Genomic DNA, 18,631 nt, shown 5'->3' with positions numbered 1-18,631 from the left:
GTGATGCGGGTGGGTGGTGGGGGGCGGCCGATCAGACGGCGGTGAGCTGGGCGTGGTAGTCGCGGACGTCCGCGTCGGTGAAGCCGTGAGAGCGGGCGTTGGCCTGGTAGCGCTCGTGCACGGCCAGCTCGTCGGAGGTGAGCGGCATATCGCGGCGCTCCCGTGAGGCCTTCAGGTCGATCGCGACTGCCGCCCAGTGCAGGGCGTTCAGGCGCTCGTCGGTCAGGTCGATCCTCATGCGGGGCTCTCCTTCAGCGGCTGGTGGTGCGGTGGGCGTGGTGACAAGGCGTGCAGCCACAGCAGGAACTAGGAGCCGGCTGCGACTCGGCCAGCAGCTCTCGGCGAGCAGCGGTCACGATCGCGAGGGCGAGACCGACTACGACGAACGCGATCAGCAGCGCCCACATCAGGCGGCGTCGCCGAGGCGGGCACCGTGCAGCTCGTCCACGAGGGACGGGGCACCCCGGTTATCCCGGTCGTAGCGGGTCGCCTCGGCGAGCAGGTGCATCTCCTCCGCCCAGTCGGTGGCCCGCACATAGCGGGCAATCAGGTCGGCGCGGTAGGCGCTGGAGCTGCTGGACGACTGGCGGTCGATCAGGCTGAGCGGCATGACGGTGGTCCTCTCGGAAGAAGCAGACGGCGGGATGCTCAGGCGGTGGTGAGCTCGGTGTAGGTGAAGCTGGCGAAGGTGATCCCGTTCGCGTCGCAGCCCTGCTGTGCCGCAACGTCGCGGGCGATGCTCTGTCGCAGCTCGGACTCGGTCTGCGGCGTAGCCGCGTGGGTCTCGCCCTGGAGGCCGCCGCGGGCACCGCTGTACTTGCCGTGCGGCGGAAGGTCGATCAGGGCGTTCCAGGCGTAGATGTGCTTGGGCATGACGGTGGTCCTTTCGGAAGGTGTGGGCGGTGGCAATTGGGGCGGGTCAGGCGGTGCGCCGAGCGCTGCTTTTCGCGGCGCGTTCCTCGGCCTTCCATGCGCGGGCCAGGCTTTTGGTGTGCTGGCGTCGAGCGGTCTCGCCGAGGGAGTCGCCGCGCAGTGCGTGCACCCGCCACCTTTCGGCGGCCTGGTGGTACGCAGCGGCTTCTTCCAAGTAGCGGGACATGACGGCATGGCCTTTCGGCGAGTGATGCACGAATGGGGTGGGGTGGAGAGCCGCGCCCGGGGCGCCGGGGGTTGTCAGCCCGCGGGCGCGGCGGTCAGTGGGCGGTTTCGCCCGGGCAGTCGCAGGGCTCGCTGGCCGGGTCACCGTCACCGCTGGCGCCGCAGCCGGTGCAGTACCAGCGGGGGTGGTCGGTCACAGCGATCCGCCGGGAGTCCGCCGAGGGAGCGGCGGCAACGCGGGCGGGGTATCGGCCCGGTCGTGGCGGGGCTCAGGCTCGGCCGGCATCAGGCCGCAGCCAACTCGATGGCGGTGGCGACGGTGGTCTTGCCGCGGAGCGCGGTCACCGACGACGAACGGCGGGCCGCATCGGCGTCGCCCAGGGACTCGGCCAGGCGAGCAGCCGGGCGAGGGCGGACATACGAGCCGGCCTCATGCGCGGCGATATCCGCGGCCGACATGGCGGGGGCAGTGGGGGCGCTCACTGGGCACCCCCGGAGATGATCCCGACCAGGGCGCGAAGCGCGTAGCCGTGAGCGATGGTCTGGTCGGCCGCAGCGAGAGCGGCCTCGGGGGTGAGCTGGGCGACCTCGTCGCCGACTGCGTCGAACGCGACGAACGGGCGCTCGGTGGCCGGGTCGCCGGCGAAGGGCCAGCTGGAGATGCGGGCGGTCAGTACCTGCTCGACGCCCTGGTGGCTCGGGGCGGTCAGGGAGATCGCGTCGCTGTGGTGCGAGACGTCCTCCAGCGACCGGTACACCTCGCTGTGCGGGCGGGTGCACCACGGCGGACAGTCGACGGTGACCTGCTGGCCACGGACGAGGATGGTGATCGTGCCGTTGGTGCGGACCGGGTGGTGCTCGGCGGCGTTCACGGCATACCGCTGGTCAAGGGCGGTACGCACGCCGGTAAGCTGGCGTGTAGCCATCAGGGTCTCCCTAGCAGGTGCCTGGTGGTCAGGGCCGGCCTGCGATGTAGGAGTCGCGGTGTCCGGCCCGTCTTCAGTTGTGCGCGCGCCTCGCGGACAGAGTCCGGTAGGAGTGAGCCGCGCTTTCAAGCTCTGATTTGAAGCTAGACCCTCACCGGAGTCCGCGTCAAGCCAGAGCTTGAATCGTGTCGGCCGCGCAATTACAGTCAGGACATGACGACGCCGCTGGACGAACCACTCGCAGCTATCGCAGCTGCCCTCGACGCCATCGAGGACACCGCCGAGCAGCACCAGCGCATCCTCCTTGCCGGCAAGGAGTGGGAGGACACCATCAGGGGAGTCCGTCAGCGTCGCGCCAGAAGGCTCAAAGACGAAGGCAAGACCTGGCGTGAGGTCGGCGAAGTCATGGGCAGCGTCTCCCCTCAGCGAGCTGAACAGATTTCCCGCGGCGTTTGAGTCGGCGTTCTCCATGTCATCGAGTCAACGCCTGCGTAACCTGGCCAACCATGAGCCGGTGATGCAGTTGAAGCGGCAGTTGTAGTGCAGGTGTGAATCACGACGGGGCGGGGCCACGTGGACGTGATTGATGTGTGGAGCGGTCGGCATGCGGTCGCCTTGCAGGCCGCGATGCGGTCGACGAATGAGGAGTTCGCCCGGGCGCTGGGCGTGGCGGTCCGGACCGTTGCCGCGTGGCATGCGGACCCCGCGATCGTGCCGCGCCGGGAGATACAGCGAGCCCTCGACACCGCCCTTGAGCGGGTAACTCCCGCCGAACAGCGGCGCTTCGGCGTGCTCTACCGGCAAACCGCCGAGGTACAGACACAGGCTCTGCGCGTGGCGATCGCCGTGGTGGTGCGCGGGGACGAGGTACTGCTGGCGTGCCGCCGCGGCGAGGACACACTTCGGTGGCAGTTCCCAGCCGGCGTCATGAAACCCGGCACCAGCGGCAGTGCAGTTGCAGTGCAGGAAACCCTCGCTGAGACGGCAGTTCACTGCTCGGTGCGTAAGCATCTGGGTAGTCGAGTCCACCCGACGACGGGGGTCTTGGCGGACTATCAGCTCTGCGAATACCTGGCCGGCGATGCTCGCAACGTCGACACGGTCGAAAACCTGGACGTGGCTTGGGTGCCGATCGCCCAGCTGACGAAGTTCATCCAGCTCGATTCGATCTATCCGCCGGTGATAGCGGCCTTGGAGGGAACCTCATGAGTGACCAGCCCGCCGACCAGCCGGGTGTTAGCGCCGGGATCATCGTGCACGAGAACCGCGTGCTCATGGTTCGACGCCGCGTGAAGGAAGGGGAACTCATATGGCAGTTCCCGGCCGGTGCGATCGAGGACGGGGAGACCCCGGAGCAGGCGGCCGTCCGCGAGACCCAGGAGGAGACCGGGCTGACCGTGGAGGCACTCAAGCTCCTCGGTGAGCGGGTGCACCCGAAGACCGGCCGGTTGATGTCGTACACGGCCTGCGCCCCCATTTCCGGCGAGGCGCACGTCGCCGACGAGGAGGAGCTGGCTGAGGTGGCCTGGGTGGCACACGCCGAGATCGCTGACTACGTGCCTTACGGCCTGTTCGAGCCGGTGCAGGAGTACCTCGACGGCGAACTGACGCGGGCCGAGTAGCCCCTAAACGCGCGGGAGCCCCGCCCCTAAGGGGGCGGGGTTTCGCCGTGTCAGCTGCCTTGGGCTGGCGGCCGGTCGTCGATGATGATGCGTGTGACGTCGGGTCGTGGAGCGTGGCAAGCGGTGGTGTCGTTGGCTACGGCGTTCAGGGCTTGGCCGATGCGCTGGTAGATGATGGCGGCGAGGTGTCGGGTGCCGGGGTCGGCTGCCGCGTCGTGTTGAGTCTTCCAGAGCGCGTCGAGGGCGGCGATGAGGGTACGGCCGGAAATGTCGGCGGTGATGAGTCCGTCGTCGCTTTCGTCTACGGCTCCGGGGAGCCGGAAGTGCTGGCCGCTGCTGGACTGGGCGATGAGGAAGTCCCAGTGGTCGCGGTGGCAGGTGATCTCGGCGTAGGCGGTGCCTGCGGCTTGAGTGAGGAGCTGCTCGAAGTCGTCGGCTTCAGTGTCTGCCTGTTGGGCTGGCGGCTGTCCTGCGGCGGCTGCTGGTTCTGGCTCGGCGGCTTCGGTGGGCTTGTCGGCGCGGAAGGCGGCGGCCTCGGCGCGCCAGCCTTCGACGGCGGCTCGGAGGCTGGCGAATTCGGCGAGGAGCCGCGTGTTGCCGTGGTCGGTCTTGGGTTGGCGGACGTCGTCGCGTAGGGCTTGGAGTTCGCTGTGGATGGTGTCGACGCGGGCGTGGGCGGCGGCTGCGGAGTCGCGTGCGTTCTGCGCTGCGGTGAGGGTGGTTTCGACGGCGACTCGGAGTCCTGAGACGGCTGCTTCGAGTTTGTTGGGGAGTTCGTTGAGGATCTGTCGTGGGATGTCGCTGATGGCGGCGACAATGCGTTCGGTTTTGAAGGCCACTTGATTCCCCCCTGGGTGTTGGTGCCGCGCTGATGCTCCCCGGGGGTGATCGGGTTGACGCGGCGGCTTTCGGCCGCTGTCGGCTCGGGGGTGCGTTGGCGCGCAAGGCGTCGCGTTGGAGACGGGGCCGCGCCGCCTCCTTCAAGCGCGCCCGCGCCGATGTTCGCCCCTTCGCGCCTCTGCCGAACCGTCGGTTCCGCTGGCAGGCTGTCGTCCTTCTGGCCGGAGGGGTTGCGATGGCGTTGGCGTGTCCGCGGTGTAAGGGGTCGGGGCAGGTACTGCACCTACTGGAGTTCGTGGCGTCGCTGCCCGGCGAGTCGCCGTTGCGCGGCAAGTACGGTGAGCCGCCGGAGTATGTGGCGCAGTGGCTGCTGCCGGTCGGTGCAGTCGTGTTGGGTGTTGTGCTGCTGGTGATGGGCGAGGGGGCGGCTGGGCTCATGCTGCTGGCCGGCGGCGGTGGGGTGGGCTTCTGGTTCTCTCGCCTGTCGTCTGCGGCGGAGGCGGCGCGGGAGCGTTGGGCGCGATCGCTGTATTGCCGGCAGTGCCCGGCGACGTTCCTGCGGGAGGATGCAGTGACGGTCTGAAAGACCCGCAGAGAGGCCCCGCCTTCAAGGGCGGGGCCTCGACTGTTAGTGGTCGACGCTGAGCCGGCGTGCTTCCCGCTCCGCCCACACGGCGTGCCGGATCGCCTGTTCTACTTCGGCCAGCTCGCGCCCGCGCAGGTGGCTCGGCGGGGGAAGCGGCTGGCCGGCCGGGTCGAGGAAGAGCCTGGCTTTCTGTGGGATGGGCAGCATGTCCGCTCCGTCGTAGCAGTCGCGCCAGGGGATGCTGTAGCCGAGCGGGGTGCACCAGTGGGCGTGGGCTGTGTTGAAGACCTGGTGGGAGTTCTCGCCGCCGAGCAGCTCTTCGAAGGGCGCGGGTAGCTCACGGGCGATGAACTTGGCGGCGTTGATCCTGCCGATGGGCATGGTGGGCCTATCTGTGCTGCCGCGTTCCTCGCGGCTAGGCCCCGCGCCTGGGCACAGGGTGGCACATTCCGCGCGCAGCGTTCCCCCTGTAGTCCGTTTCCGCTGGCCAACGCAACGAGGCTCCCGCCCAGGATCGGGCAGAGGCTTCCAGCGGGTCCTGTCAGCCTTCGTCCGGCTCGTCGTCGACGTGCTTGAGCTTCATGCGCGCCTTGACGAGGTCGGGCCCGGTGAGGCTTTCCCAGTAGGGGTGGGTGTGGACCTGGTCGATGAGGTCGAGGAGCTGCTGCCGGAGCTCCTGCTCGCGGGCCTTGTCGTCGTCGCTCCAGCCGGGCGAGGGCTCGCGCTGCCGGTCGCGCCAGTAGCCTTCGCCGGGCCGGTCGGTCCAGCCGTCGGTGGGCTCGGGCGAGCCGGGGTGCTGGTCGAGAAAGGCTTTCAGGTCAGCGGTGGTGGCGTGGAGGTCGCGCTGCAGCTGTACGAGATCGTCGGGGAAGTCGGTGCTCACTCTGCGGGAGTTTACTCCGCTGCTCGAACTGGCGAGCGAAGGCGTGCCGGGGCGCGTCTACCCGAGGTGGTTGATCTGCAGGATGCGGACGCGCTTCATGGCCGCGGTGACGAGGAGGACGGCGATGGTGTCGTCGAGGATGAGCTGTCTGGTGACACCGTCGTCGACGCCGTAGGGCTGGGTGGCTGCGATGGGGTCTTCGCAGACGGCCATGAGGGCGTGGGCGAGGCGGGTGCGGGCTGCGTCGGGGAGGCTGTCCCAGATGGCGGTGACGGTGGGGTCGCAGCGGAGTTCATACACGAATGCAGACTGTCACATCATGCGACGTTGCGTGACGCGTTTCCCTGGACTGCGGCGCGAACACGGTCGGTCAGGTCGGGCCAGTCGGCGGTGGGGTCTTCGCCGCGGGCCTCGGCGGCGGCGATCTCCCGTCCGCGCTCGACGGCGGCGACGGTGTCCTTGGCGATGCGCTCCCAGCGGGCGAAGACGGCCAGGAGCTCGTGTGCCGGCGCCTTGTTGATCTCGGCGAGGAACTTCTTCGAGATCGCCGGGTTGCCAAGCGCCTGGCAGATGCTCTCGATAGTCCACGGCTCGGTGCTCATGCCGCCCTCCCGATGTGGATATGCCATTCGTGATGCACGGTGCACAGTAGCGCAATAGATCCCCTTCGGCCCGAACGCATATGCCATAGGCATGATCCACTCCTAGGTGTGACCCTCGGGCCAGCGGCTCGTTGCCAGCCCATGAGCGACATGGATGACCGCCTGCTCGGAATGATCGACAACGTGGGGGACGTGGACGAGGAGCGCATGCCGTTGTTGACGCTCCGCGAGGCGCAGGCCGCAGTGGAGCTTCTGCAGCTCCTGACCGACAGCAACGGCGACGGCGCGTTTGCCGCACGACACCTGGCCGGGAACCTGGCACGTCGACTGCCGGCGGAGGGCTAAGAGGCCGACTGCCGGGCGTGCTTCGTCGTTCAACCCCCGCTTCTACGCAAGCGGTTGCCCAAGGGACGACCACTTGGTGGTCAGAAATCGGCATGGATACCTGTTGTTCACCAACCGCCCTCTACCCGCATAGACCGTGCTGCTGGTGACATGGCGTCAAGTGCCCGGGACCCTGCCGGGCCCACCCCCCACGGAGCCCCTCCATGCCATCGACGCAACGACTCGCCTCAGCGACCACCGCCATCGCGCTCACCGCCGCAGGACTCGTCCTCGCCACCGGCAGCGCCCACGCGGCGACCTGCTCCCGATCCCACCTACCGCTGCCCGACGCCAAATGCCAGCCGGGCGCCTACAACCCAGCCGTCACCCAGTCCACGATCAAGTCGACGATCTGCGTGCCGGGCTGGACGAAGACTGTTCGCCCGCCGGTCTCCTACACCACCCCGCTGAAGATCAAGCAGATCGGCCAGTACGGCTACCCCGACACGAAGACCGCCGACTACGAGGAAGACCACCTCGTCCCCCTCGAACTGGGCGGCGCACCCCGCGACCCGAAGAATCTGTGGCCCGAGCCCCGCTACGGCAACAAGCCGGCCGCCAGCAAGGACTCCGTGGAGAACAAACTGAAGGTCGCCGTGTGCAACGGCACCGTCAAACTCGACGCCGCACGCAGCGCCATCGCCACCAACTGGACCACAGCCCTGTCGAAGGTCGGGATCAGCTGACCCTGGAGCGACAAAGCCCCCGTGGAAGCTACGGACGCCGCGGAACGGTAGCGGCTTGACACACGAATCGGCCCCCGCCCGGGACGGGGCGGGGGCCGCCGCGGGCCACGGGGGCCGGGGTATATCAGCGCCCGTGAGGGTCACTGGGACCAGCCGATGAGCCGGAACTCGACGCCCTGCTCCTCCAGCTCCCGCTTCGAACTGCACTCGTCGGACTCCCAGACGAGTCGGAGGATCGCGTCACCGTGGGAGGGCGGGCTGGTCTGGTATTCGCCCCACAGCCAGCCCTCGTCGTCGAGCCAGACGGCGTCGTGCTTATCGGTGGGCCGGTCGGCGAGGGGCGCGAGGCCGGCCTCGACAGCAGCACGCAGCCACTCCTCGGCCTCGCCGGTGAGGATCCGCTGATCCTGGTCGGACAGGTCGGCCCATCGCGGCGGGATGCCGGTGCCTTCGTGGGCGATGCGCTGGCGGTGCTCGGCGAGAAGCCGGGCGCGGGGGTCGGGCATGGTCACTGCTCCTCCTCGGTGATCGGGGTGCCGTGCGCCTCGCCGGGGTCGACGTCGGGATGGGTGAACCGCACCGGCCTGCCCAGCTCGCGGGCGTAGGCGATCTCGGCGCGGGTGCTGTCTCCGATGTAATCCCCGACGACGAGCACCTCGTCGGCCAGGCGGATCTTCGCCCGGTGCAGGTCGTCCAGGCGCTGCTTCCCCGCCTCGGCCTCGGCCGGGTCGGCCCACAGCGGGTGCTTCTCCTTCATGTTGCAGCCGGGCTTGATGACGATGCGGCCGGCCCAGGTCAGTTCGCGATCGGCGTCCGCCATCTCCGCCATGAAGCGGGTGGAGCCGCAGATGGTGACGACGGTCGGGGTGTTGAGGCGATGCTTGGCGTCAGCCAGCTTCTCTTCGGCGGTCAGCAACTCGGGGTAGCTCAACGGATCTCCTCGGCCTCGGGCTGGGCGTAGACGGTGAACGTCGCGTACTCGTCGTTGCTGTCGTTCCAGTCGGTCTCGATGACGTGGTAGACCTTGTCCTGGTCTATGAGCCGGTCGGTCTTGGTGACCTCGGTGAGGATCGCGTCCGCCAGGCTGTACGCCTGGTCGACGGGGAGCGTGGTGTCGCGGGCGATGACGGCGACGACGTCGTCACGGATGGTCGGCTGGGCGGTCATGGTGCTCCTTCGGGCTAGTTGGCGTGGTCGCCGCGGGCATAGGCACGGGCGGCGGCGAGGACTTCCTGCCCACGGCCAGCAACAATGGCACTGAGTGGGGTTTCGTCGCCGAGGTAGGGGATCTTGTCGACCATCCAGGCGCGGGCCACATCCGGCCCGTTATCGACGGCGATAGCAGCGAACGTCTCGGCGGCGGCGACGCGTTGGATGTCGGTGGTGAGGAGTGTGGACAGGGCCGGGCCGAGCACGGCCGGCAAGTCGGCGTTAACGCTCATCGCGCAGCCGATCTCCCGACCGGTGCGCATGAGATCGTCCCAGGTGAGGGGCGGGGGCGACGGCACCTCAGCCATCTCGCGGCTCACCGCGGCTTTGAAGGCGGAGGCGATACGCGGGTCGAGGCGGAACACACCCCACTCGTAGCCGCGTTCGGTCCAGGTGGTCAGGGTCAGGTCGAAGGCCCCGCCCTCGGCCGGGTCCAGGCGGAACATGGTCACCGGCTCGGGCTGCTGCACGTCGAGCGTGGTCTCTGGCCGGGGCCGCCTCGGCCCGGCTTCGTGCAGCTGATGGGCGTGGCACTCCTGCCCCTTGCCCATGGGGAGCCCGAGGCAGGTGCAGGCCGGGCGGTCGGCGTAGACGCCAGGGATCTGCCGCCCGCAGGAGCAGTGCTGCCCCTCGCGGATGTAGCAGTGACGGTGATGCCCGGCGTATTCGTCGGCAGTGGTGCTGCTCACGACTGCTCCTTGGGGTCGATGTGGGTGGCGACGAGGCTCATGGCAGCGGCTGCCTCTCCGTCGAACGGAAGCGAGTCCCGATAGGCACGGACCAACTCGGCGTCGTGCCGGCGGACGGCTCGGATGAGGCGGTCAATGGCGGGCAGGTTCCGCTCCCGGAAAACTGCCTCCCGTGCGTCAGCCTCGGCCTGCGCGGCCTGCTCCAATGAAGTGGTCACGGTGTGTCTCCTCGAGGTGGGTGGTCCGCCCCAGACCGGGGCGGGGGGCTATGGCTACGCGGCTTCGTCCAGCTCTTCGTCGCCGTGCTCGTACTCGCGCCCTGTCCAGTAGTCCCGGTCCTGGCGAGCCGTCTCCCGTATCGACGGTTCCGGCCACGAAGGGACAGGCCGCGGGGCCGGGGAGGTCATCGGATGGCCTCGAAGCAGGCGGCGTGAAGGGCGTCCTGGTGAGTCTCCATCGCCTCGACGCGGGTGTAGGCGGTGCGATGCATGACGTTGATGAGCCACTCCCCGACCCCCCTGGCGTGGTGGCGGCGGTCAGCGTGGCAGTCGAGGATGACCGTCTCGTAGCAGCGGCCACGACGGGTGGTCGTGACGGCAAGGTTCTTGCCGGCGGAGCGGACGGTACTGGTGCAGACGAGCGTCGTGGCGTCGGTCGGGACGTTCAACAGATCCATAGCGGACCCCCCTTCGGGGTAGAGCGGGTGGGAAGCGGGAGGGCAGCAGTGAGGCTGCGTCAGGGGTCGCAGCGAGTGAGCCAGAAGCAGCGGCCGTGCTCGTCGCGAAAGGTTCGGCCGATCTCCCAGCCGGAGATGCTGGCCAGTTCGCTCCACGTCCAGCGGGCCGCAAGGGATGCCCAGCCGTCCTCGGGCCGATTCATCAGATACGGCCGACCATCGGGATGGTCGACGCGAACCAGTACCCGGTCCGTCAGGGCGTCCAGAGTCCGAGGCGGGCGCCGCAGGACGGGGCAGTCGTCGCAGCGCCCAGCCCTGATACAGGGCCCGTAGCCGCCGTACCGAGCGCGCCGCGTGTCCAGCGACTCCCAGAAGTGCGTGAGATCGCGGGGTTGCAGGGCGCACTGATCCGAGGAGAGCCCGCCCATGGAGGCAATCGACATGCGCGTCCAGCCCTGCCCGTCAGGGCCTCCGTTGGTCGGCGTTGGGGCCGGGAGGTAGATCGGCATAGCCCTTCCTTCAGGCTCGAGGACGGATGGTGACGGTCTGATCGGCGCTGATGAAGGCCTTGTCTCGCGTTCCGGGGTTGATGGTGATGTCGCCGTACTCGTCGATGACCAGTTCACGGACAGGAAAGTCGCGGCGGGGGTCCGACGTGATGACGTCTCCGACCTGGAGAGCACGGGGATAGATGCGAATGTCAGCCACGGCGGGCTCCTTCGGGGTAGAGCGGGCGGGGAGACAGGAGCAGTGGCCGCCCACGGGGGCTTGGGACAGCCACGAACCAGGGGCCGGGCTCAGCCATGGGGGCGGGCGAGAGGCCGCTCGACCACCCACTCACCTGCCGGAACCGAACGCCTCAGAAGAGCCACCGGGACCCGGCGACCAGGCAGCCCGGCCTCCTCCTGGAGCCTCTGCGCCCAGGCGTCGCGACTCGCCTTGGTATCGAGGTGAATGACGTAGCCATCCGCGCAACGGATGCCCCACAGACAGGCATCGTTCTCACGCTGCTGGGACTCATCGATGTGTGCCTGCGTCACGGAAACTCCTTTGGGGTGAATGGACTGGGCGGCGGAGGTGGCTAAGCCGCCTCCGCGAACTGCGCCTGGACGAGATGGCGGGTCGCCTTGTAGCTGGCGAGGCCGGCGTACAGGGCCGGGTCGGCGGGGGCGTACACGTGCTGGTGGATCCAGCGGCCGGTGGTGCGGTGCTGCGCCCACACCCGGATCGCGTCCGCGCCGCCGTGAGCCGCCCGGAAGGCCTTGGCACAGTGCCGGCCGTACCACGACCGCTGACCGTCGGGCAGATCGGCGCCGAGCCGATCCAGGACGTCACCGGTGCGCACCAGCCGACCGGTGGCGACCAGGGCGGCGATCTCGCCGGAGAGAGCCGTGTAGCGGAGGGTCCGGCCAGCGGTCAGGGCGGCGGCGATCGTGCGGCGGATGGTGGCGACGGTGCGGTGCATGGAGTCCCCCATCGGACGGTGCGAATTGGTCAAGTCACTCGGCAGTGGCGGCGTCGGAGAAGTCGAGGTACAGACGCTCGCTGAGGAAGCGAGCCGCAGCCTTCATCTCGCGTCGGCGGATCGCAGGGGTTAGCTCGTATACGTGGCCATCAGCCCGTCGACCATTCGGTGCGAGCACGATGTGCCCGCTCGCATCCTCGGACGCGTCCAGCCAGCAGGGCACAAACTTCTGCCACCACGAGAGCGGGCGAGGGAACTCAGACCCCGGCTTCATCTTCGCCTTGATGGACTCGTCGACGCGGATCTTGCTCTGGTCGATCACGATGCGGTCCATGTCCGTCTCCCCTGCGGTTGGTGCGCTTGGCGATGACTCCACCTTATGGCCAACTTGTTGGCCACGCAAGAGGCCATTATGTTGGCCTCCATGATTCTTTAGTCGTCTCCATCAAGGTGGCCTTTCCGGTGGCCAACACGTTGTGCGAACATGAAGGAATGGCCACCGACTATTCACCAGCCGAAGAAGCCGCCCGCCTCTACGCCCGCCACAAGCGCCATCACGACGCCCTCGCCGAGCTCAAGGACCCGATCCGCGAACAAGCCGCGCAGGACCTGAAGGCCGGCGCCACACCCGCCCAGCTCGCCAAGCTGACCGGCCTTTCCGACGAGTACTTCCGCCGCATCGCGAGAGCTGTCGGCGCCGACCGGAAGCGCGCACCCACCGTCGGCCGCGAAGCCCAGAAGAAGCCCGACGCCTGAGCGGCCCCGCCCGAGCCGCACGCCGCCCTGCAGCGTGCGGCTCACTCGCGCCCCGCTCACGGCCGGCCGTCCACCGCGGGCGCCCGTATCTCCAGCCGCACCGGGTGCATCACCGGCCCGAGCGCGACGTAGGCGAACAGGCCGGCGAGCAGCGCGCAGATGGCCCTCACGCCGTGCCCCCGCCGGACGGGTCGGCGGCGCTGTGGCCTGCGGGAGACGGGTCTGCCACCTGCGGCCGATGGGTCGACTCGTCGTAGGGCTCGGGCTGGTCGATGACGGCGAGGAGTCGGTCGGCGTAGTCGGCGGCGATGCCGCGGGGTGAGCACCAGTCGCGCATGTCGACGACGAACTCGCGGACCCGAGCCAGCGTGGCCTCGGCCTCCCCGGCACGCTCCCCGTTAGCTATACCGCGGTTGGCGTACTTGCCAAGTCGCGAGATGAGCTGATCCACCTGCGTGGCGAGGCGGTTCCGGTCGCGTTCCATCTCCTCGGCCTTGGCCTTCCATGTCGCGCGGCCGGCGGCGAGTTGTTCCATGCGGCGGTCGCGGACGGCGAGCACGGCGTCAGCGACCTCGCGCGCATCATCTTCGTTCAGGTCGTCCGGGCAGGCCCGGATGATCGTCTGCGTGTACTGCTCGCGCAGGGCTTCGTCGGTGGGGCATCCGCAGCCCCAGTTGTGCGTCTCGGGGGTGGGGCAGTGCTCGGTGTGGGGGATGCCAGCCTCGCAGGCCAGGCAGTCGCGGTTCGGTTCAGTGGCGGTCACGGTGGATCTCCTTGATCTGGGCGAGGGCTATGACCGCGGCAGCCAGGGCGGCGAGGTGCAGGGGCTCAGGCACGGTCGGCCTCCTTGCCGCCACGCTTGGCCGCCCACTGAGTGTCAAAGACAGGCACGGTACCGAGCGGGGGTGGCGGGTCGTGACGGTGGCGCCACTGGTGGGCGGTCCGTCGGGGCGCGGTGATGAACAGGCCGAGGATGACGACGGCGAACACCGGTTGCGTCAGCCACCAGCGGACGGTCCGGCGGGTGACCTCGGGCCGGTCGATGGTCCGGTCTGCCCAGTCGAAAGCGCGCTCGCCGAGGCGGAGACGGCCGAGGGCATAGCCAGCTCCCAGGGCGGTTGCGGCGAGGAGGAGTTCAGGCACGGTCGGTCCCCTCCAGGTCTGCCAGCGCTTCTCGAGTTTCGGCGAGGACGTCGGCGGTGGACCGCATCGTGTAGACGGCGACGGTCCGGGCGAGGAGGTCGCGTTCGGCGCGGAGTTGGCGGATGTGCGGCGGCTCCGTGTGGGCGCAGGGCGGCCTGTCGTGGGCGTCGGCACTCTGCGGGCCGCCGGGGGCTTGTTCGGCGCTCTGCGGGCCGCTGGTGGCCGTGGCAGGGGTTTCCTGTCGGTGGGTCATGGATGCGTCTCCAATGGGGCTGTACGGCCGTCTCTCGGCCTCGAAGGGTGGAAGTGGGGAGCGGGAGCCCCGCGGTTGGTTGCGGGGCTCAGGCGGGCGCTCAGCGCTTCACGGGATGGCGATGTCGTCGACAGCGATCAGGCCGCGGGCAATGCAGATCGCAATCGCATGAGTCCGAGACCGGGCCCCCAACGCATGCGTCGCCTCGTTCACGCGCTGGTGAATCCCGGACTCCGTCGTGCCGAGCTCGCTGGCGATCTGCCGGCTGGTGAGCCCGTTCGCCGTCAGCAGCAGAGCCGCCAACTGGCCGCGGCTCAAGTGGCCGTCGAGGACCCGGGGCATCAGGCCGCCACCTCCAGCCCGCCAGGATCAGCAGCCGGCATCGGAATCCCCGTGGCAGCCGACACCAGGTGCGCAGCCAGCAACGGCGGCACAGCATTGCCGACCTGTTCGAACTGCTTGGTCTTCGTGCCCTGCCACGGATAGTCAGCCGGGAACGACTGGAGGATCGACGCCTCCTGGACAGTGATGCGCACCGTGTCGGGGCTGGCGAACTGGCTCTCGCCACCAGGGTTCCGGTCCCGGTGGCCGGGCGGAGAAAGCCGGTTGGTGGCGCACACTGTGGTAGCCGGCCGCTTCAGCACCCACTGGCCGCCGGACTTCGAGGTGAGGGAAGGCGCTGGGGCAGCCGCAGGGTCCGCGGTCTGCCTGCTGCCATCCGGGCGCTGGTCCCGGTTGGTGTGCAGCACCCAGGCCCCCCGCTCCTGGGCATCCAGCAGCAGCTGCCGGGCCCGCGTGGGGAACGGCTCCGCGCCGCCCGTCTTGCCGCCGCCCGCAGTAACCGTCGGCACAGGCCGGTCCGTCGCCCCCCAGCCCAGCGCCTCGGCCATCGTGACCCAGACAGGCAGCGAGTCGCCGAACAGATCGGCTTCCTGCCGGGTCTGGCTGTGGGTGACCGTCGGCCCGGTCATCTTCCGCACGCATGAGGCGATGAGCACGGCCCGAGTGCGCGTCTGCGGCACACCATGGTTCGCCGCATTGACCTTGCCCGTCCACACCGACCAGCCCAGACGCTCCAACTCCCCTGCGTAGACCTCCCACAGCGGCAGGACGGACGGCACCTGCTCGAACGCCACCCACTCCAGGGGCTCACCCAGATCGTGGGGCCGCTCGCAGATCAGCGCGTACAGGAACCGGGCCGGTTCGACGACGAGAACCGTCGCAATGGTGTCCTCCATGGCGGCGGCCTCAACCTTCGCCTGCGGCCACTGCTTGTCGGGCTTGCGGGCCTGGTTGGCGGCCTCCCGGATGGCGAGCGCTTCCGGGTAGATCTGGTCGCGCAGTTCCTGCCGGCAGTCCTCGCCGCGCATCATGCGGCGGATGCCGTCGGCCAGGACGCTTATGAACTTGCGACCGACGCCGTTGCCCGCGGTGGAGAACTTGGTGCAGGGCGGGGACATGATCAAGCCCCAGGTCTTGCCGATGATGCGGGCGACGACGAATGTGGCGATGTCGATGCGGACGGTCGTGTGCCCGGCTTCCTTCCGGGTCTTGCATGCGGCCTCGTCCCATTCCAGGCCGATGTCGCTGAGGCCCAGCATGCGCAAGCCCTCGGACCAGCCGCCTGGTCCGGCGAATCCGTCCACGATCAGCTTGTCGCTCATGCCGCGCTCCGCTCGTCCGACGTGATCGGCACGGCGAGCACGGTGTCGTCGCCCGCGGTGACCGTGACCGGCAATCCGCGGACCGTCGCGACGTACCCGGCCGGCTGGCGGCACGATGCGGCTATCGCCCGATGCAGGGCCGGGGTGACATGCCGGCCGGCCAGCCACCGGTCATGGCAGGCCGTGCAGCACAGCAGCGACGTCACCACGCCGTCACCCGCGAGGGCGCGGCGGATGCCGTCCGGGCGGGCAGCCTGGGCAACCCACACGGGGGTGCCGATGGGCAGGATCTGGATCACGACGCCTCCCCGAGGCTCCCGAAGGACAGTTGTCCGAACGGTTCGGCAGGCAGCGGGAGGTCAGTGACCTTGGCCTGGCGTCCGTCAGGTCGGGCAAGGTCGCGCGCAAGGGCGTCCATGATGTCCATCGCCTCGCGGAGGTTGCTCGCGATCTCCTGTGCAATCTCCGCCGGATCTCTGAACTGCTCAGCCTCCGGCGCGGCAGTCCGCTGACAGGACGGCCAGGTCGCGGGCCGCGCATCGGCTAGGCGCGTGGCCGGGATGGACACCAGGATGGCGCTCACGCCAGTGCCAGACGCGGTGAAAGCCCTCTCGGGCAGTGCTTCAACGCGCCCACCTCGCTGCTCGACAAGGCTGCGGAACGTCGCTGCGGCCCCTTGCTGGTAGGTGACGGCATGCGACATGACCGAGACCAGGAGCCCGTCCGGCTTGAGGAACTGCAGAGCATGCTGGACATGGGCGACATCGGCCTGCCGAGTAAACGGCGGGTTCATGACCACCCGGTCATAGCGCGGTTCAGGCGGCACGGTCAGGAAGTCAACGACCTGGATGTCGCGTGCGGCGCCAGTCTCGGCGAGCACGGCGGCATAGCCGGGGTCACGCTCGAAGCAGTCGACTATCGCACCACGGGCTGCCGCCTCGGTGGCGATGGCACCAGATCCCGCTGACGGCTCAAGGACCGTCATGCCCGACCGGATGTCTGCGAGGTCGACAAGCCGCGTGACGACAGTGGACGGAGTGGGGAAGTACTGGGCGTCGGTTCGCTTCTCGCGCAGTGTCACAACCTGACCGGTGGCGATGACCGGGGCGATGGCGTCAGCTGCGTCAACCGTGAAGACGTGGGCGCCCTGGTTCCTCGTCCAGCGGCCCCCGACTGCCTCAAGGACTTCGTTAACGCGCTGGTACATGGTGGGGTGCATTCGAGGCCCGGTCAGGACCAGACGCCGGCCGTCAATGTCAGCTTGCTGCAGAGCGTCGATGATCTCGGCGCTGACTTTCATGCGACTTCCTTCCTGGTGCGGTTGTGGGCGCGGCGGGCGTGCAGTTCGGAGTAGGCGGTCAGGTCGCGGACCGTGGCCTTCGGCGCGGGACGGAGCGCTTCCTCAAGGGCTCGCCGGTTGGCGGCGGCCTGGGCTGCACTGGTCGGCTGGCGGCGACGGTCGTAGTCCCGCACCCGGCCCGTCGGCAGTCCCTCGGTGTACAGGCGCTGCAGCGGGTCCTGGAGCTTCCGCTCGAGAACTTGCCGGGCGCGGTGGACCGTGGACCGGTGGCAGCCGAGACGCCTGGCGATGTGCGTGTCGGTGTGGCCGTCGTAGATCAGCGCGGCGATGTCGGGGCGGACGTTCATGCCGCCACCTCCATGGCCTCGCGGTTACGGCGGGCGTGGGTGTCACCGTTGCGCAGCGGCCGACCGTCCTTGTGGCAGCTGACGCCGGGCTCGACCTGGCACTCCGGGCAGCACGCCTTCGCCTGCGCCCAGTTGGAGACTCGCTGCGGGTGCGGGTCCGACATGATCCGGCGCTTGCTTGGGCTGGTGCACGGCCGCTCGGGCTGCGCGCCGCAGTGCGGGCACGGCACCGCGCGCGCCGGATGCTGCGACCTGCGGCCAGCACGAAGCTCCGCAGGCATCGGGACACCGAAAACAAGGCTCATCAGAAACTCCTTGGGTGATCGCTTTGGCAGGGCGGTGGTGTGCTGTCGCTCAGGAGGCCGCGTCGTCGTGCTCGACGACCTCGGCGTCCGGGATGTCCTCGTCGGCCTGCATACGGGCCAGCGCCAGCCGGGACGCCTCACGGCGCCGCTCCTCCTCACGAGCCCGCTGCGCGGGGTCCGTAGTCGGCCGCCCGGACGCGGCGGCGAGGCGGGCAGAGTGCGGGGTGGCCCGCGGCTTGCCCATCGGCTGCTTCCGGCTACCGCCCGGTGTCTTGCACGGCCGGCCAATCGCCGCCTTGCACTGCGGGCACTCGATGCCCAGTGGTCCAGCGCGACGCACCGTGTCGGCGAGCGCCTCCTCATCAGAGTCCGGCACCGAACGCCCCACGCCCTCCAGCTCCTTCAGGACGTCGCGGTGCGGACCACCGGTAAGCGCCGCGCTGCTCGTCGGGGCAGCGACGCGGCCGGATGCGATGGCGTTCTGCTGGCCACGCAGCCGCGCCAGGAACTCGCGAGGCGTCTCGTCCGGCAAGGGCTGGTACTGGAAATGCTCCAGCCGCTCGGAGCGGATCGTCCGCCGTATCGACCGGACGTCGTGCGGCTGGATCCACAGCCGCTGGCCCGGGTCCTTCGGCGGAGTGCCGTAGTAGCGAGCCACCGCGGCGAACGCGTCGTCGTCGAGCGGAATGTCCCGCAGAGCCATCGCCCAAGCCCGCTTGGCGACCTGGCTGGGCTGCCGGTTGTCGAAAGCAGCGCACGCGGCGAGAAGCTTCTGGGCTTCGTCGGGAGTCACGAGATCTCCTGTTCGGAGTCGGAAGGCAGCGACAGCCAGCCGGCGACACGGGCATCCGTGCCGGACAGGGTTTGGCCGGTCGGCAACTGCAAGACGTTGCCCGTGGAGCGCTGGCGCTTGGAGGCGTACTGCGCGGAGTCGCGGATCCACTTCTGCCAGGCGTCGTGCCAGTTGCGCTTGCGGCGCCCTTCGGCGCGGAAGTGGGAGATGAACTGCTCGGTCTCGAAGTCGGGGTCGAGCCCGGGGAAAGTGGCGGCGACCCAGCGGCGCATCGTGTCGTTCAGATGGAAGTCATCTGGGATGGTGTGGAGGCCGTCAGGCCGTTGCTGCCCGGCCTCCGCCGACGGTTCGCCGCGGACGATTCCGCCACCACCGCCCTCCTCTACGGGGCTGGGGTGTGGGGC

39 protein-coding genes are annotated in these 18,631 nt (G+C 69.2%); 7 read left to right on the top strand and 32 right to left on the bottom strand.

The features are described 5' to 3' along the window. Positions 1 to 31: 31 nt before the first annotated feature. From EST92_RS11665 to EST92_RS11640, 6 genes are all read right to left on the bottom strand, one after another. Positions 32 to 238 carry a hypothetical protein gene (locus EST92_RS11665; RefSeq protein ID WP_129280868.1) on the bottom strand — a complete coding sequence of 69 codons (207 nt, stop codon included), beginning with the start codon at positions 236 to 238 and terminating at the stop codon, positions 32 to 34. A gap of 168 nt (positions 239 to 406) precedes the next feature. Beyond that, positions 407 to 610 carry a hypothetical protein gene (locus tag EST92_RS11660; protein WP_129280867.1) on the bottom strand — a complete coding sequence of 68 codons (204 nt, stop codon included), beginning with the start codon at positions 608 to 610 and terminating at the stop codon, positions 407 to 409. A 38-nt stretch (positions 611 to 648) separates the two neighbouring features. After that, positions 649 to 873, bottom strand: a complete 225-nt coding sequence (locus EST92_RS11655; protein ID WP_129280866.1) for a hypothetical protein — start codon at positions 871 to 873, stop codon at positions 649 to 651. A gap of 46 nt (positions 874 to 919) precedes the next feature. Then, complete coding sequence (locus EST92_RS11650) at positions 920 to 1,099, bottom strand: hypothetical protein (RefSeq protein ID WP_129280865.1); 180 nt, start codon at positions 1,097 to 1,099, stop codon at positions 920 to 922. 284 nt (positions 1,100 to 1,383) lie between these two features. Further along, positions 1,384 to 1,581, bottom strand: coding sequence for a hypothetical protein (locus tag EST92_RS11645; protein WP_129280864.1), 198 nt, complete (start codon positions 1,579 to 1,581; stop codon positions 1,384 to 1,386). Continuing rightward, positions 1,578 to 2,024 carry a hypothetical protein gene (locus EST92_RS11640; RefSeq protein WP_129280863.1) on the bottom strand — a complete coding sequence of 149 codons (447 nt, stop codon included), beginning with the start codon at positions 2,022 to 2,024 and terminating at the stop codon, positions 1,578 to 1,580. The genes EST92_RS11645 and EST92_RS11640 overlap by 4 nt, the downstream gene beginning before the upstream one ends. Before the next feature lie 213 nt (positions 2,025 to 2,237). Between EST92_RS11640 and EST92_RS11635 the strand changes: the two genes are divergently transcribed. The 3 genes from EST92_RS11635 (at position 2,238) to EST92_RS11625 (ending at position 3,646) form a co-directional block, all read left to right on the top strand. Continuing rightward, positions 2,238 to 2,480 (top strand): hypothetical protein, encoded by a 243-nt coding sequence (locus tag EST92_RS11635; RefSeq protein WP_129280862.1) that lies wholly within the window; start codon positions 2,238 to 2,240, stop codon positions 2,478 to 2,480. A 117-nt stretch (positions 2,481 to 2,597) separates the two neighbouring features. Continuing rightward, the gene (locus EST92_RS11630) at positions 2,598 to 3,233 is read left to right on the top strand and encodes an NUDIX domain-containing protein (protein ID WP_129280861.1); all 636 of its coding nucleotides are present in this window, start codon (positions 2,598 to 2,600) and stop codon (positions 3,231 to 3,233) included. Then, a complete protein-coding gene (locus EST92_RS11625) occupies positions 3,230 to 3,646 on the top strand; it encodes an NUDIX hydrolase (RefSeq protein ID WP_129280860.1) in 417 nt (138 codons plus the stop codon). The genes EST92_RS11630 and EST92_RS11625 overlap by 4 nt, the downstream gene beginning before the upstream one ends. 50 nt (positions 3,647 to 3,696) lie before the next feature. Here the strand turns inward: EST92_RS11625 and EST92_RS11620 are convergent, their stop codons facing one another. Further along, positions 3,697 to 4,485 (bottom strand): hypothetical protein, encoded by a 789-nt coding sequence (locus EST92_RS11620; protein WP_254068775.1) that lies wholly within the window; start codon positions 4,483 to 4,485, stop codon positions 3,697 to 3,699. Between the two features lie 296 nt (positions 4,486 to 4,781). On the opposite strand from EST92_RS11620, the gene EST92_RS11615 reads away from it, so the two are divergent. Beyond that, entirely contained in the window at positions 4,782 to 5,069 is a 288-nt protein-coding gene (locus EST92_RS11615) for a hypothetical protein (RefSeq protein WP_129280859.1), read from the top strand. Positions 5,070 to 5,114: 45 nt separating this feature from the next. Here the strand turns inward: EST92_RS11615 and EST92_RS11610 are convergent, their stop codons facing one another. The 4 genes from EST92_RS11610 to EST92_RS11595 all read right to left on the bottom strand — a co-directional run bounded on the left by EST92_RS11610 (position 5,115) and on the right by EST92_RS11595 (position 6,557). Next, on the bottom strand, positions 5,115 to 5,453 hold the full coding sequence (locus tag EST92_RS11610; protein ID WP_129280858.1) for a hypothetical protein: 339 nt from the start codon (positions 5,451 to 5,453) through the stop codon (positions 5,115 to 5,117). A 160-nt stretch (positions 5,454 to 5,613) separates the two neighbouring features. Continuing rightward, on the bottom strand, positions 5,614 to 5,955 hold the full coding sequence (locus EST92_RS11605) for a hypothetical protein (protein WP_129280857.1): 342 nt from the start codon (positions 5,953 to 5,955) through the stop codon (positions 5,614 to 5,616). A 57-nt stretch (positions 5,956 to 6,012) separates the two neighbouring features. After that, on the bottom strand, positions 6,013 to 6,255 hold the full coding sequence (locus EST92_RS11600) for a hypothetical protein (RefSeq protein WP_129280856.1): 243 nt from the start codon (positions 6,253 to 6,255) through the stop codon (positions 6,013 to 6,015). Between the two features lie 17 nt (positions 6,256 to 6,272). Beyond that, the gene (locus tag EST92_RS11595) at positions 6,273 to 6,557 is read right to left on the bottom strand and encodes a hypothetical protein (RefSeq protein ID WP_129280855.1); all 285 of its coding nucleotides are present in this window, start codon (positions 6,555 to 6,557) and stop codon (positions 6,273 to 6,275) included. A gap of 150 nt (positions 6,558 to 6,707) precedes the next feature. Here EST92_RS11595 and EST92_RS11590 point away from each other — a divergent pair, with 150 nt between their 5' ends. Next, a complete protein-coding gene (locus EST92_RS11590) occupies positions 6,708 to 6,902 on the top strand; it encodes a hypothetical protein (RefSeq protein ID WP_129280854.1) in 195 nt (64 codons plus the stop codon). 203 nt (positions 6,903 to 7,105) lie between these two features. Then, on the top strand, positions 7,106 to 7,627 hold the full coding sequence (locus EST92_RS11585) for a hypothetical protein (protein ID WP_129280853.1): 522 nt from the start codon (positions 7,106 to 7,108) through the stop codon (positions 7,625 to 7,627). Positions 7,628 to 7,767: 140 nt separating this feature from the next. On the opposite strand, the gene EST92_RS11580 is transcribed toward EST92_RS11585, so the two are convergent. The 10 genes from EST92_RS11580 to EST92_RS11535 all read right to left on the bottom strand — a co-directional run bounded on the left by EST92_RS11580 (position 7,768) and on the right by EST92_RS11535 (position 12,000). After that, entirely contained in the window at positions 7,768 to 8,133 is a 366-nt protein-coding gene (locus EST92_RS11580) for a hypothetical protein (RefSeq protein ID WP_129280852.1), read from the bottom strand. Positions 8,134 to 8,135: 2 nt separating this feature from the next. Next, the gene (locus EST92_RS11575; RefSeq protein ID WP_129280851.1) at positions 8,136 to 8,558 is read right to left on the bottom strand and encodes a hypothetical protein; all 423 of its coding nucleotides are present in this window, start codon (positions 8,556 to 8,558) and stop codon (positions 8,136 to 8,138) included. Continuing rightward, entirely contained in the window at positions 8,555 to 8,794 is a 240-nt protein-coding gene (locus EST92_RS11570) for a hypothetical protein (RefSeq protein ID WP_129280850.1), read from the bottom strand. Before EST92_RS11570 ends, EST92_RS11575 begins: the two co-directional genes overlap by 4 nt. A 14-nt stretch (positions 8,795 to 8,808) precedes the next feature. Continuing rightward, entirely contained in the window at positions 8,809 to 9,525 is a 717-nt protein-coding gene (locus EST92_RS11565) for a hypothetical protein (protein ID WP_129280849.1), read from the bottom strand. Further along, entirely contained in the window at positions 9,522 to 9,743 is a 222-nt protein-coding gene (locus EST92_RS11560; RefSeq protein ID WP_129280848.1) for a hypothetical protein, read from the bottom strand. Before EST92_RS11560 ends, EST92_RS11565 begins: the two co-directional genes overlap by 4 nt. A 185-nt stretch (positions 9,744 to 9,928) precedes the next feature. Further along, positions 9,929 to 10,201 (bottom strand): hypothetical protein, encoded by a 273-nt coding sequence (locus EST92_RS11555; RefSeq protein ID WP_129280847.1) that lies wholly within the window; start codon positions 10,199 to 10,201, stop codon positions 9,929 to 9,931. A gap of 59 nt (positions 10,202 to 10,260) precedes the next feature. Next, complete coding sequence (locus EST92_RS11550) at positions 10,261 to 10,710, bottom strand: hypothetical protein (protein ID WP_129280846.1); 450 nt, start codon at positions 10,708 to 10,710, stop codon at positions 10,261 to 10,263. Between the two features lie 10 nt (positions 10,711 to 10,720). Continuing rightward, positions 10,721 to 10,909: a hypothetical protein gene (locus EST92_RS11545; protein ID WP_129280845.1), complete on the bottom strand. Its 189-nt coding sequence runs from the start codon at positions 10,907 to 10,909 to the stop codon at positions 10,721 to 10,723. A gap of 373 nt (positions 10,910 to 11,282) precedes the next feature. After that, positions 11,283 to 11,666 (bottom strand): hypothetical protein, encoded by a 384-nt coding sequence (locus EST92_RS11540; protein ID WP_129280844.1) that lies wholly within the window; start codon positions 11,664 to 11,666, stop codon positions 11,283 to 11,285. 34 nt (positions 11,667 to 11,700) lie between these two features. Next, positions 11,701 to 12,000, bottom strand: coding sequence for a hypothetical protein (locus tag EST92_RS11535; protein ID WP_129280843.1), 300 nt, complete (start codon positions 11,998 to 12,000; stop codon positions 11,701 to 11,703). 158 nt (positions 12,001 to 12,158) lie between these two features. On the opposite strand from EST92_RS11535, the gene EST92_RS11530 reads away from it, so the two are divergent. Beyond that, positions 12,159 to 12,422 carry a hypothetical protein gene (locus EST92_RS11530; RefSeq protein WP_129280842.1) on the top strand — a complete coding sequence of 88 codons (264 nt, stop codon included), beginning with the start codon at positions 12,159 to 12,161 and terminating at the stop codon, positions 12,420 to 12,422. Positions 12,423 to 12,588: 166 nt separating this feature from the next. Here EST92_RS11530 and EST92_RS11525 read toward each other — a convergent pair whose 3' ends face one another. The 11 genes from EST92_RS11525 to EST92_RS31320 form a co-directional block, all read right to left on the bottom strand. After that, positions 12,589 to 13,185, bottom strand: coding sequence for a hypothetical protein (locus EST92_RS11525; RefSeq protein WP_129280841.1), 597 nt, complete (start codon positions 13,183 to 13,185; stop codon positions 12,589 to 12,591). 65 nt (positions 13,186 to 13,250) lie between these two features. Beyond that, a complete protein-coding gene (locus EST92_RS11520; RefSeq protein WP_129280840.1) occupies positions 13,251 to 13,565 on the bottom strand; it encodes a hypothetical protein in 315 nt (104 codons plus the stop codon). Continuing rightward, positions 13,558 to 13,818 (bottom strand): hypothetical protein, encoded by a 261-nt coding sequence (locus EST92_RS11515; RefSeq protein ID WP_129280839.1) that lies wholly within the window; start codon positions 13,816 to 13,818, stop codon positions 13,558 to 13,560. Before EST92_RS11515 ends, EST92_RS11520 begins: the two co-directional genes overlap by 8 nt. A gap of 108 nt (positions 13,819 to 13,926) precedes the next feature. After that, on the bottom strand, positions 13,927 to 14,160 hold the full coding sequence (locus EST92_RS11510; RefSeq protein WP_129280838.1) for a LuxR C-terminal-related transcriptional regulator: 234 nt from the start codon (positions 14,158 to 14,160) through the stop codon (positions 13,927 to 13,929). Continuing rightward, a complete protein-coding gene (locus EST92_RS11505; RefSeq protein ID WP_129280837.1) occupies positions 14,160 to 15,482 on the bottom strand; it encodes a DNA cytosine methyltransferase in 1,323 nt (440 codons plus the stop codon). Before EST92_RS11505 ends, EST92_RS11510 begins: the two co-directional genes overlap by 1 nt. Further along, positions 15,479 to 15,781 carry a hypothetical protein gene (locus EST92_RS11500; protein WP_129280836.1) on the bottom strand — a complete coding sequence of 101 codons (303 nt, stop codon included), beginning with the start codon at positions 15,779 to 15,781 and terminating at the stop codon, positions 15,479 to 15,481. The genes EST92_RS11505 and EST92_RS11500 overlap by 4 nt, the downstream gene beginning before the upstream one ends. Next, a complete protein-coding gene (locus EST92_RS11495) occupies positions 15,778 to 16,782 on the bottom strand; it encodes a methyltransferase (RefSeq protein ID WP_129280835.1) in 1,005 nt (334 codons plus the stop codon). Before EST92_RS11495 ends, EST92_RS11500 begins: the two co-directional genes overlap by 4 nt. Next, positions 16,779 to 17,129, bottom strand: a complete 351-nt coding sequence (locus tag EST92_RS11490) for a helix-turn-helix domain-containing protein (protein WP_129280834.1) — start codon at positions 17,127 to 17,129, stop codon at positions 16,779 to 16,781. Before EST92_RS11490 ends, EST92_RS11495 begins: the two co-directional genes overlap by 4 nt. Continuing rightward, on the bottom strand, positions 17,126 to 17,293 hold the full coding sequence (locus EST92_RS32110; protein WP_254068774.1) for a hypothetical protein: 168 nt from the start codon (positions 17,291 to 17,293) through the stop codon (positions 17,126 to 17,128). The genes EST92_RS11490 and EST92_RS32110 overlap by 4 nt, the downstream gene beginning before the upstream one ends. A 190-nt stretch (positions 17,294 to 17,483) precedes the next feature. Further along, the gene (locus tag EST92_RS11480; protein WP_129280833.1) at positions 17,484 to 18,227 is read right to left on the bottom strand and encodes a hypothetical protein; all 744 of its coding nucleotides are present in this window, start codon (positions 18,225 to 18,227) and stop codon (positions 17,484 to 17,486) included. Then, a partial coding sequence (locus EST92_RS31320) for a hypothetical protein (RefSeq protein WP_161981731.1) occupies positions 18,224 to 18,631 on the bottom strand: 408 nt, incomplete at its 5' end. The genes EST92_RS31320 and EST92_RS11480, both read right to left, overlap by 4 nt.

The sequence above is a fragment of the Streptomyces sp. TM32 genome, from assembly GCF_004122755.1.
GTDB lineage: Bacteria > Actinomycetota > Actinomycetes > Streptomycetales > Streptomycetaceae > Streptomyces > Streptomyces sioyaensis.
Note: the sequence above shows the minus strand (reverse complement) of the source record. Positions and strands in the feature narration are given on the sequence as shown.

What these genes read in the sequence shown, in the direction of transcription:
- EST92_RS11580 (WP_129280852.1), bottom strand. Translation starts at nt 8,133, where the DNA reads ATGCCCGACCCCCGCGCCCGGCTTCTCGCCGAGCACCGCCAGCGCATC.
- EST92_RS11510 (WP_129280838.1), bottom strand. Translation starts at nt 14,160, where the DNA reads ATGCCCCGGGTCCTCGACGGCCACTTGAGCCGCGGCCAGTTGGCGGCT.
- EST92_RS11495 (WP_129280835.1), bottom strand. Translation starts at nt 16,782, where the DNA reads ATGAAAGTCAGCGCCGAGATCATCGACGCTCTGCAGCAAGCTGACATT.
- EST92_RS11540 (WP_129280844.1), bottom strand. Translation starts at nt 11,666, where the DNA reads ATGCACCGCACCGTCGCCACCATCCGCCGCACGATCGCCGCCGCCCTG.
- EST92_RS11635 (WP_129280862.1), top strand. Translation starts at nt 2,238, where the DNA reads ATGACGACGCCGCTGGACGAACCACTCGCAGCTATCGCAGCTGCCCTC.
- EST92_RS11595 (WP_129280855.1), bottom strand. Translation starts at nt 6,557, where the DNA reads ATGAGCACCGAGCCGTGGACTATCGAGAGCATCTGCCAGGCGCTTGGC.
- EST92_RS11490 (WP_129280834.1), bottom strand. Translation starts at nt 17,129, where the DNA reads ATGAACGTCCGCCCCGACATCGCCGCGCTGATCTACGACGGCCACACC.
- EST92_RS11610 (WP_129280858.1), bottom strand. Translation starts at nt 5,453, where the DNA reads ATGCCCATCGGCAGGATCAACGCCGCCAAGTTCATCGCCCGTGAGCTA.
- EST92_RS11555 (WP_129280847.1), bottom strand. Translation starts at nt 10,201, where the DNA reads ATGGATCTGTTGAACGTCCCGACCGACGCCACGACGCTCGTCTGCACC.
- EST92_RS11665 (WP_129280868.1), bottom strand. Translation starts at nt 238, where the DNA reads ATGAGGATCGACCTGACCGACGAGCGCCTGAACGCCCTGCACTGGGCG.
- EST92_RS11625 (WP_129280860.1), top strand. Translation starts at nt 3,230, where the DNA reads ATGAGTGACCAGCCCGCCGACCAGCCGGGTGTTAGCGCCGGGATCATC.
- EST92_RS11585 (WP_129280853.1), top strand. Translation starts at nt 7,106, where the DNA reads ATGCCATCGACGCAACGACTCGCCTCAGCGACCACCGCCATCGCGCTC.
- EST92_RS11655 (WP_129280866.1), bottom strand. Translation starts at nt 873, where the DNA reads ATGCCCAAGCACATCTACGCCTGGAACGCCCTGATCGACCTTCCGCCG.
- EST92_RS11515 (WP_129280839.1), bottom strand. Translation starts at nt 13,818, where the DNA reads ATGACCCACCGACAGGAAACCCCTGCCACGGCCACCAGCGGCCCGCAG.
- EST92_RS11530 (WP_129280842.1), top strand. Translation starts at nt 12,159, where the DNA reads ATGGCCACCGACTATTCACCAGCCGAAGAAGCCGCCCGCCTCTACGCC.
- EST92_RS11570 (WP_129280850.1), bottom strand. Translation starts at nt 8,794, where the DNA reads ATGACCGCCCAGCCGACCATCCGTGACGACGTCGTCGCCGTCATCGCC.
- EST92_RS11590 (WP_129280854.1), top strand. Translation starts at nt 6,708, where the DNA reads ATGGATGACCGCCTGCTCGGAATGATCGACAACGTGGGGGACGTGGAC.
- EST92_RS11660 (WP_129280867.1), bottom strand. Translation starts at nt 610, where the DNA reads ATGCCGCTCAGCCTGATCGACCGCCAGTCGTCCAGCAGCTCCAGCGCC.
- EST92_RS11650 (WP_129280865.1), bottom strand. Translation starts at nt 1,099, where the DNA reads ATGTCCCGCTACTTGGAAGAAGCCGCTGCGTACCACCAGGCCGCCGAA.
- EST92_RS11535 (WP_129280843.1), bottom strand. Translation starts at nt 12,000, where the DNA reads ATGGACCGCATCGTGATCGACCAGAGCAAGATCCGCGTCGACGAGTCC.
- EST92_RS11505 (WP_129280837.1), bottom strand. Translation starts at nt 15,482, where the DNA reads ATGAGCGACAAGCTGATCGTGGACGGATTCGCCGGACCAGGCGGCTGG.
- EST92_RS32110 (WP_254068774.1), bottom strand. Translation starts at nt 17,293, where the DNA reads ATGTCGGACCCGCACCCGCAGCGAGTCTCCAACTGGGCGCAGGCGAAG.
- EST92_RS11550 (WP_129280846.1), bottom strand. Translation starts at nt 10,710, where the DNA reads ATGCCGATCTACCTCCCGGCCCCAACGCCGACCAACGGAGGCCCTGAC.
- EST92_RS11640 (WP_129280863.1), bottom strand. Translation starts at nt 2,024, where the DNA reads ATGGCTACACGCCAGCTTACCGGCGTGCGTACCGCCCTTGACCAGCGG.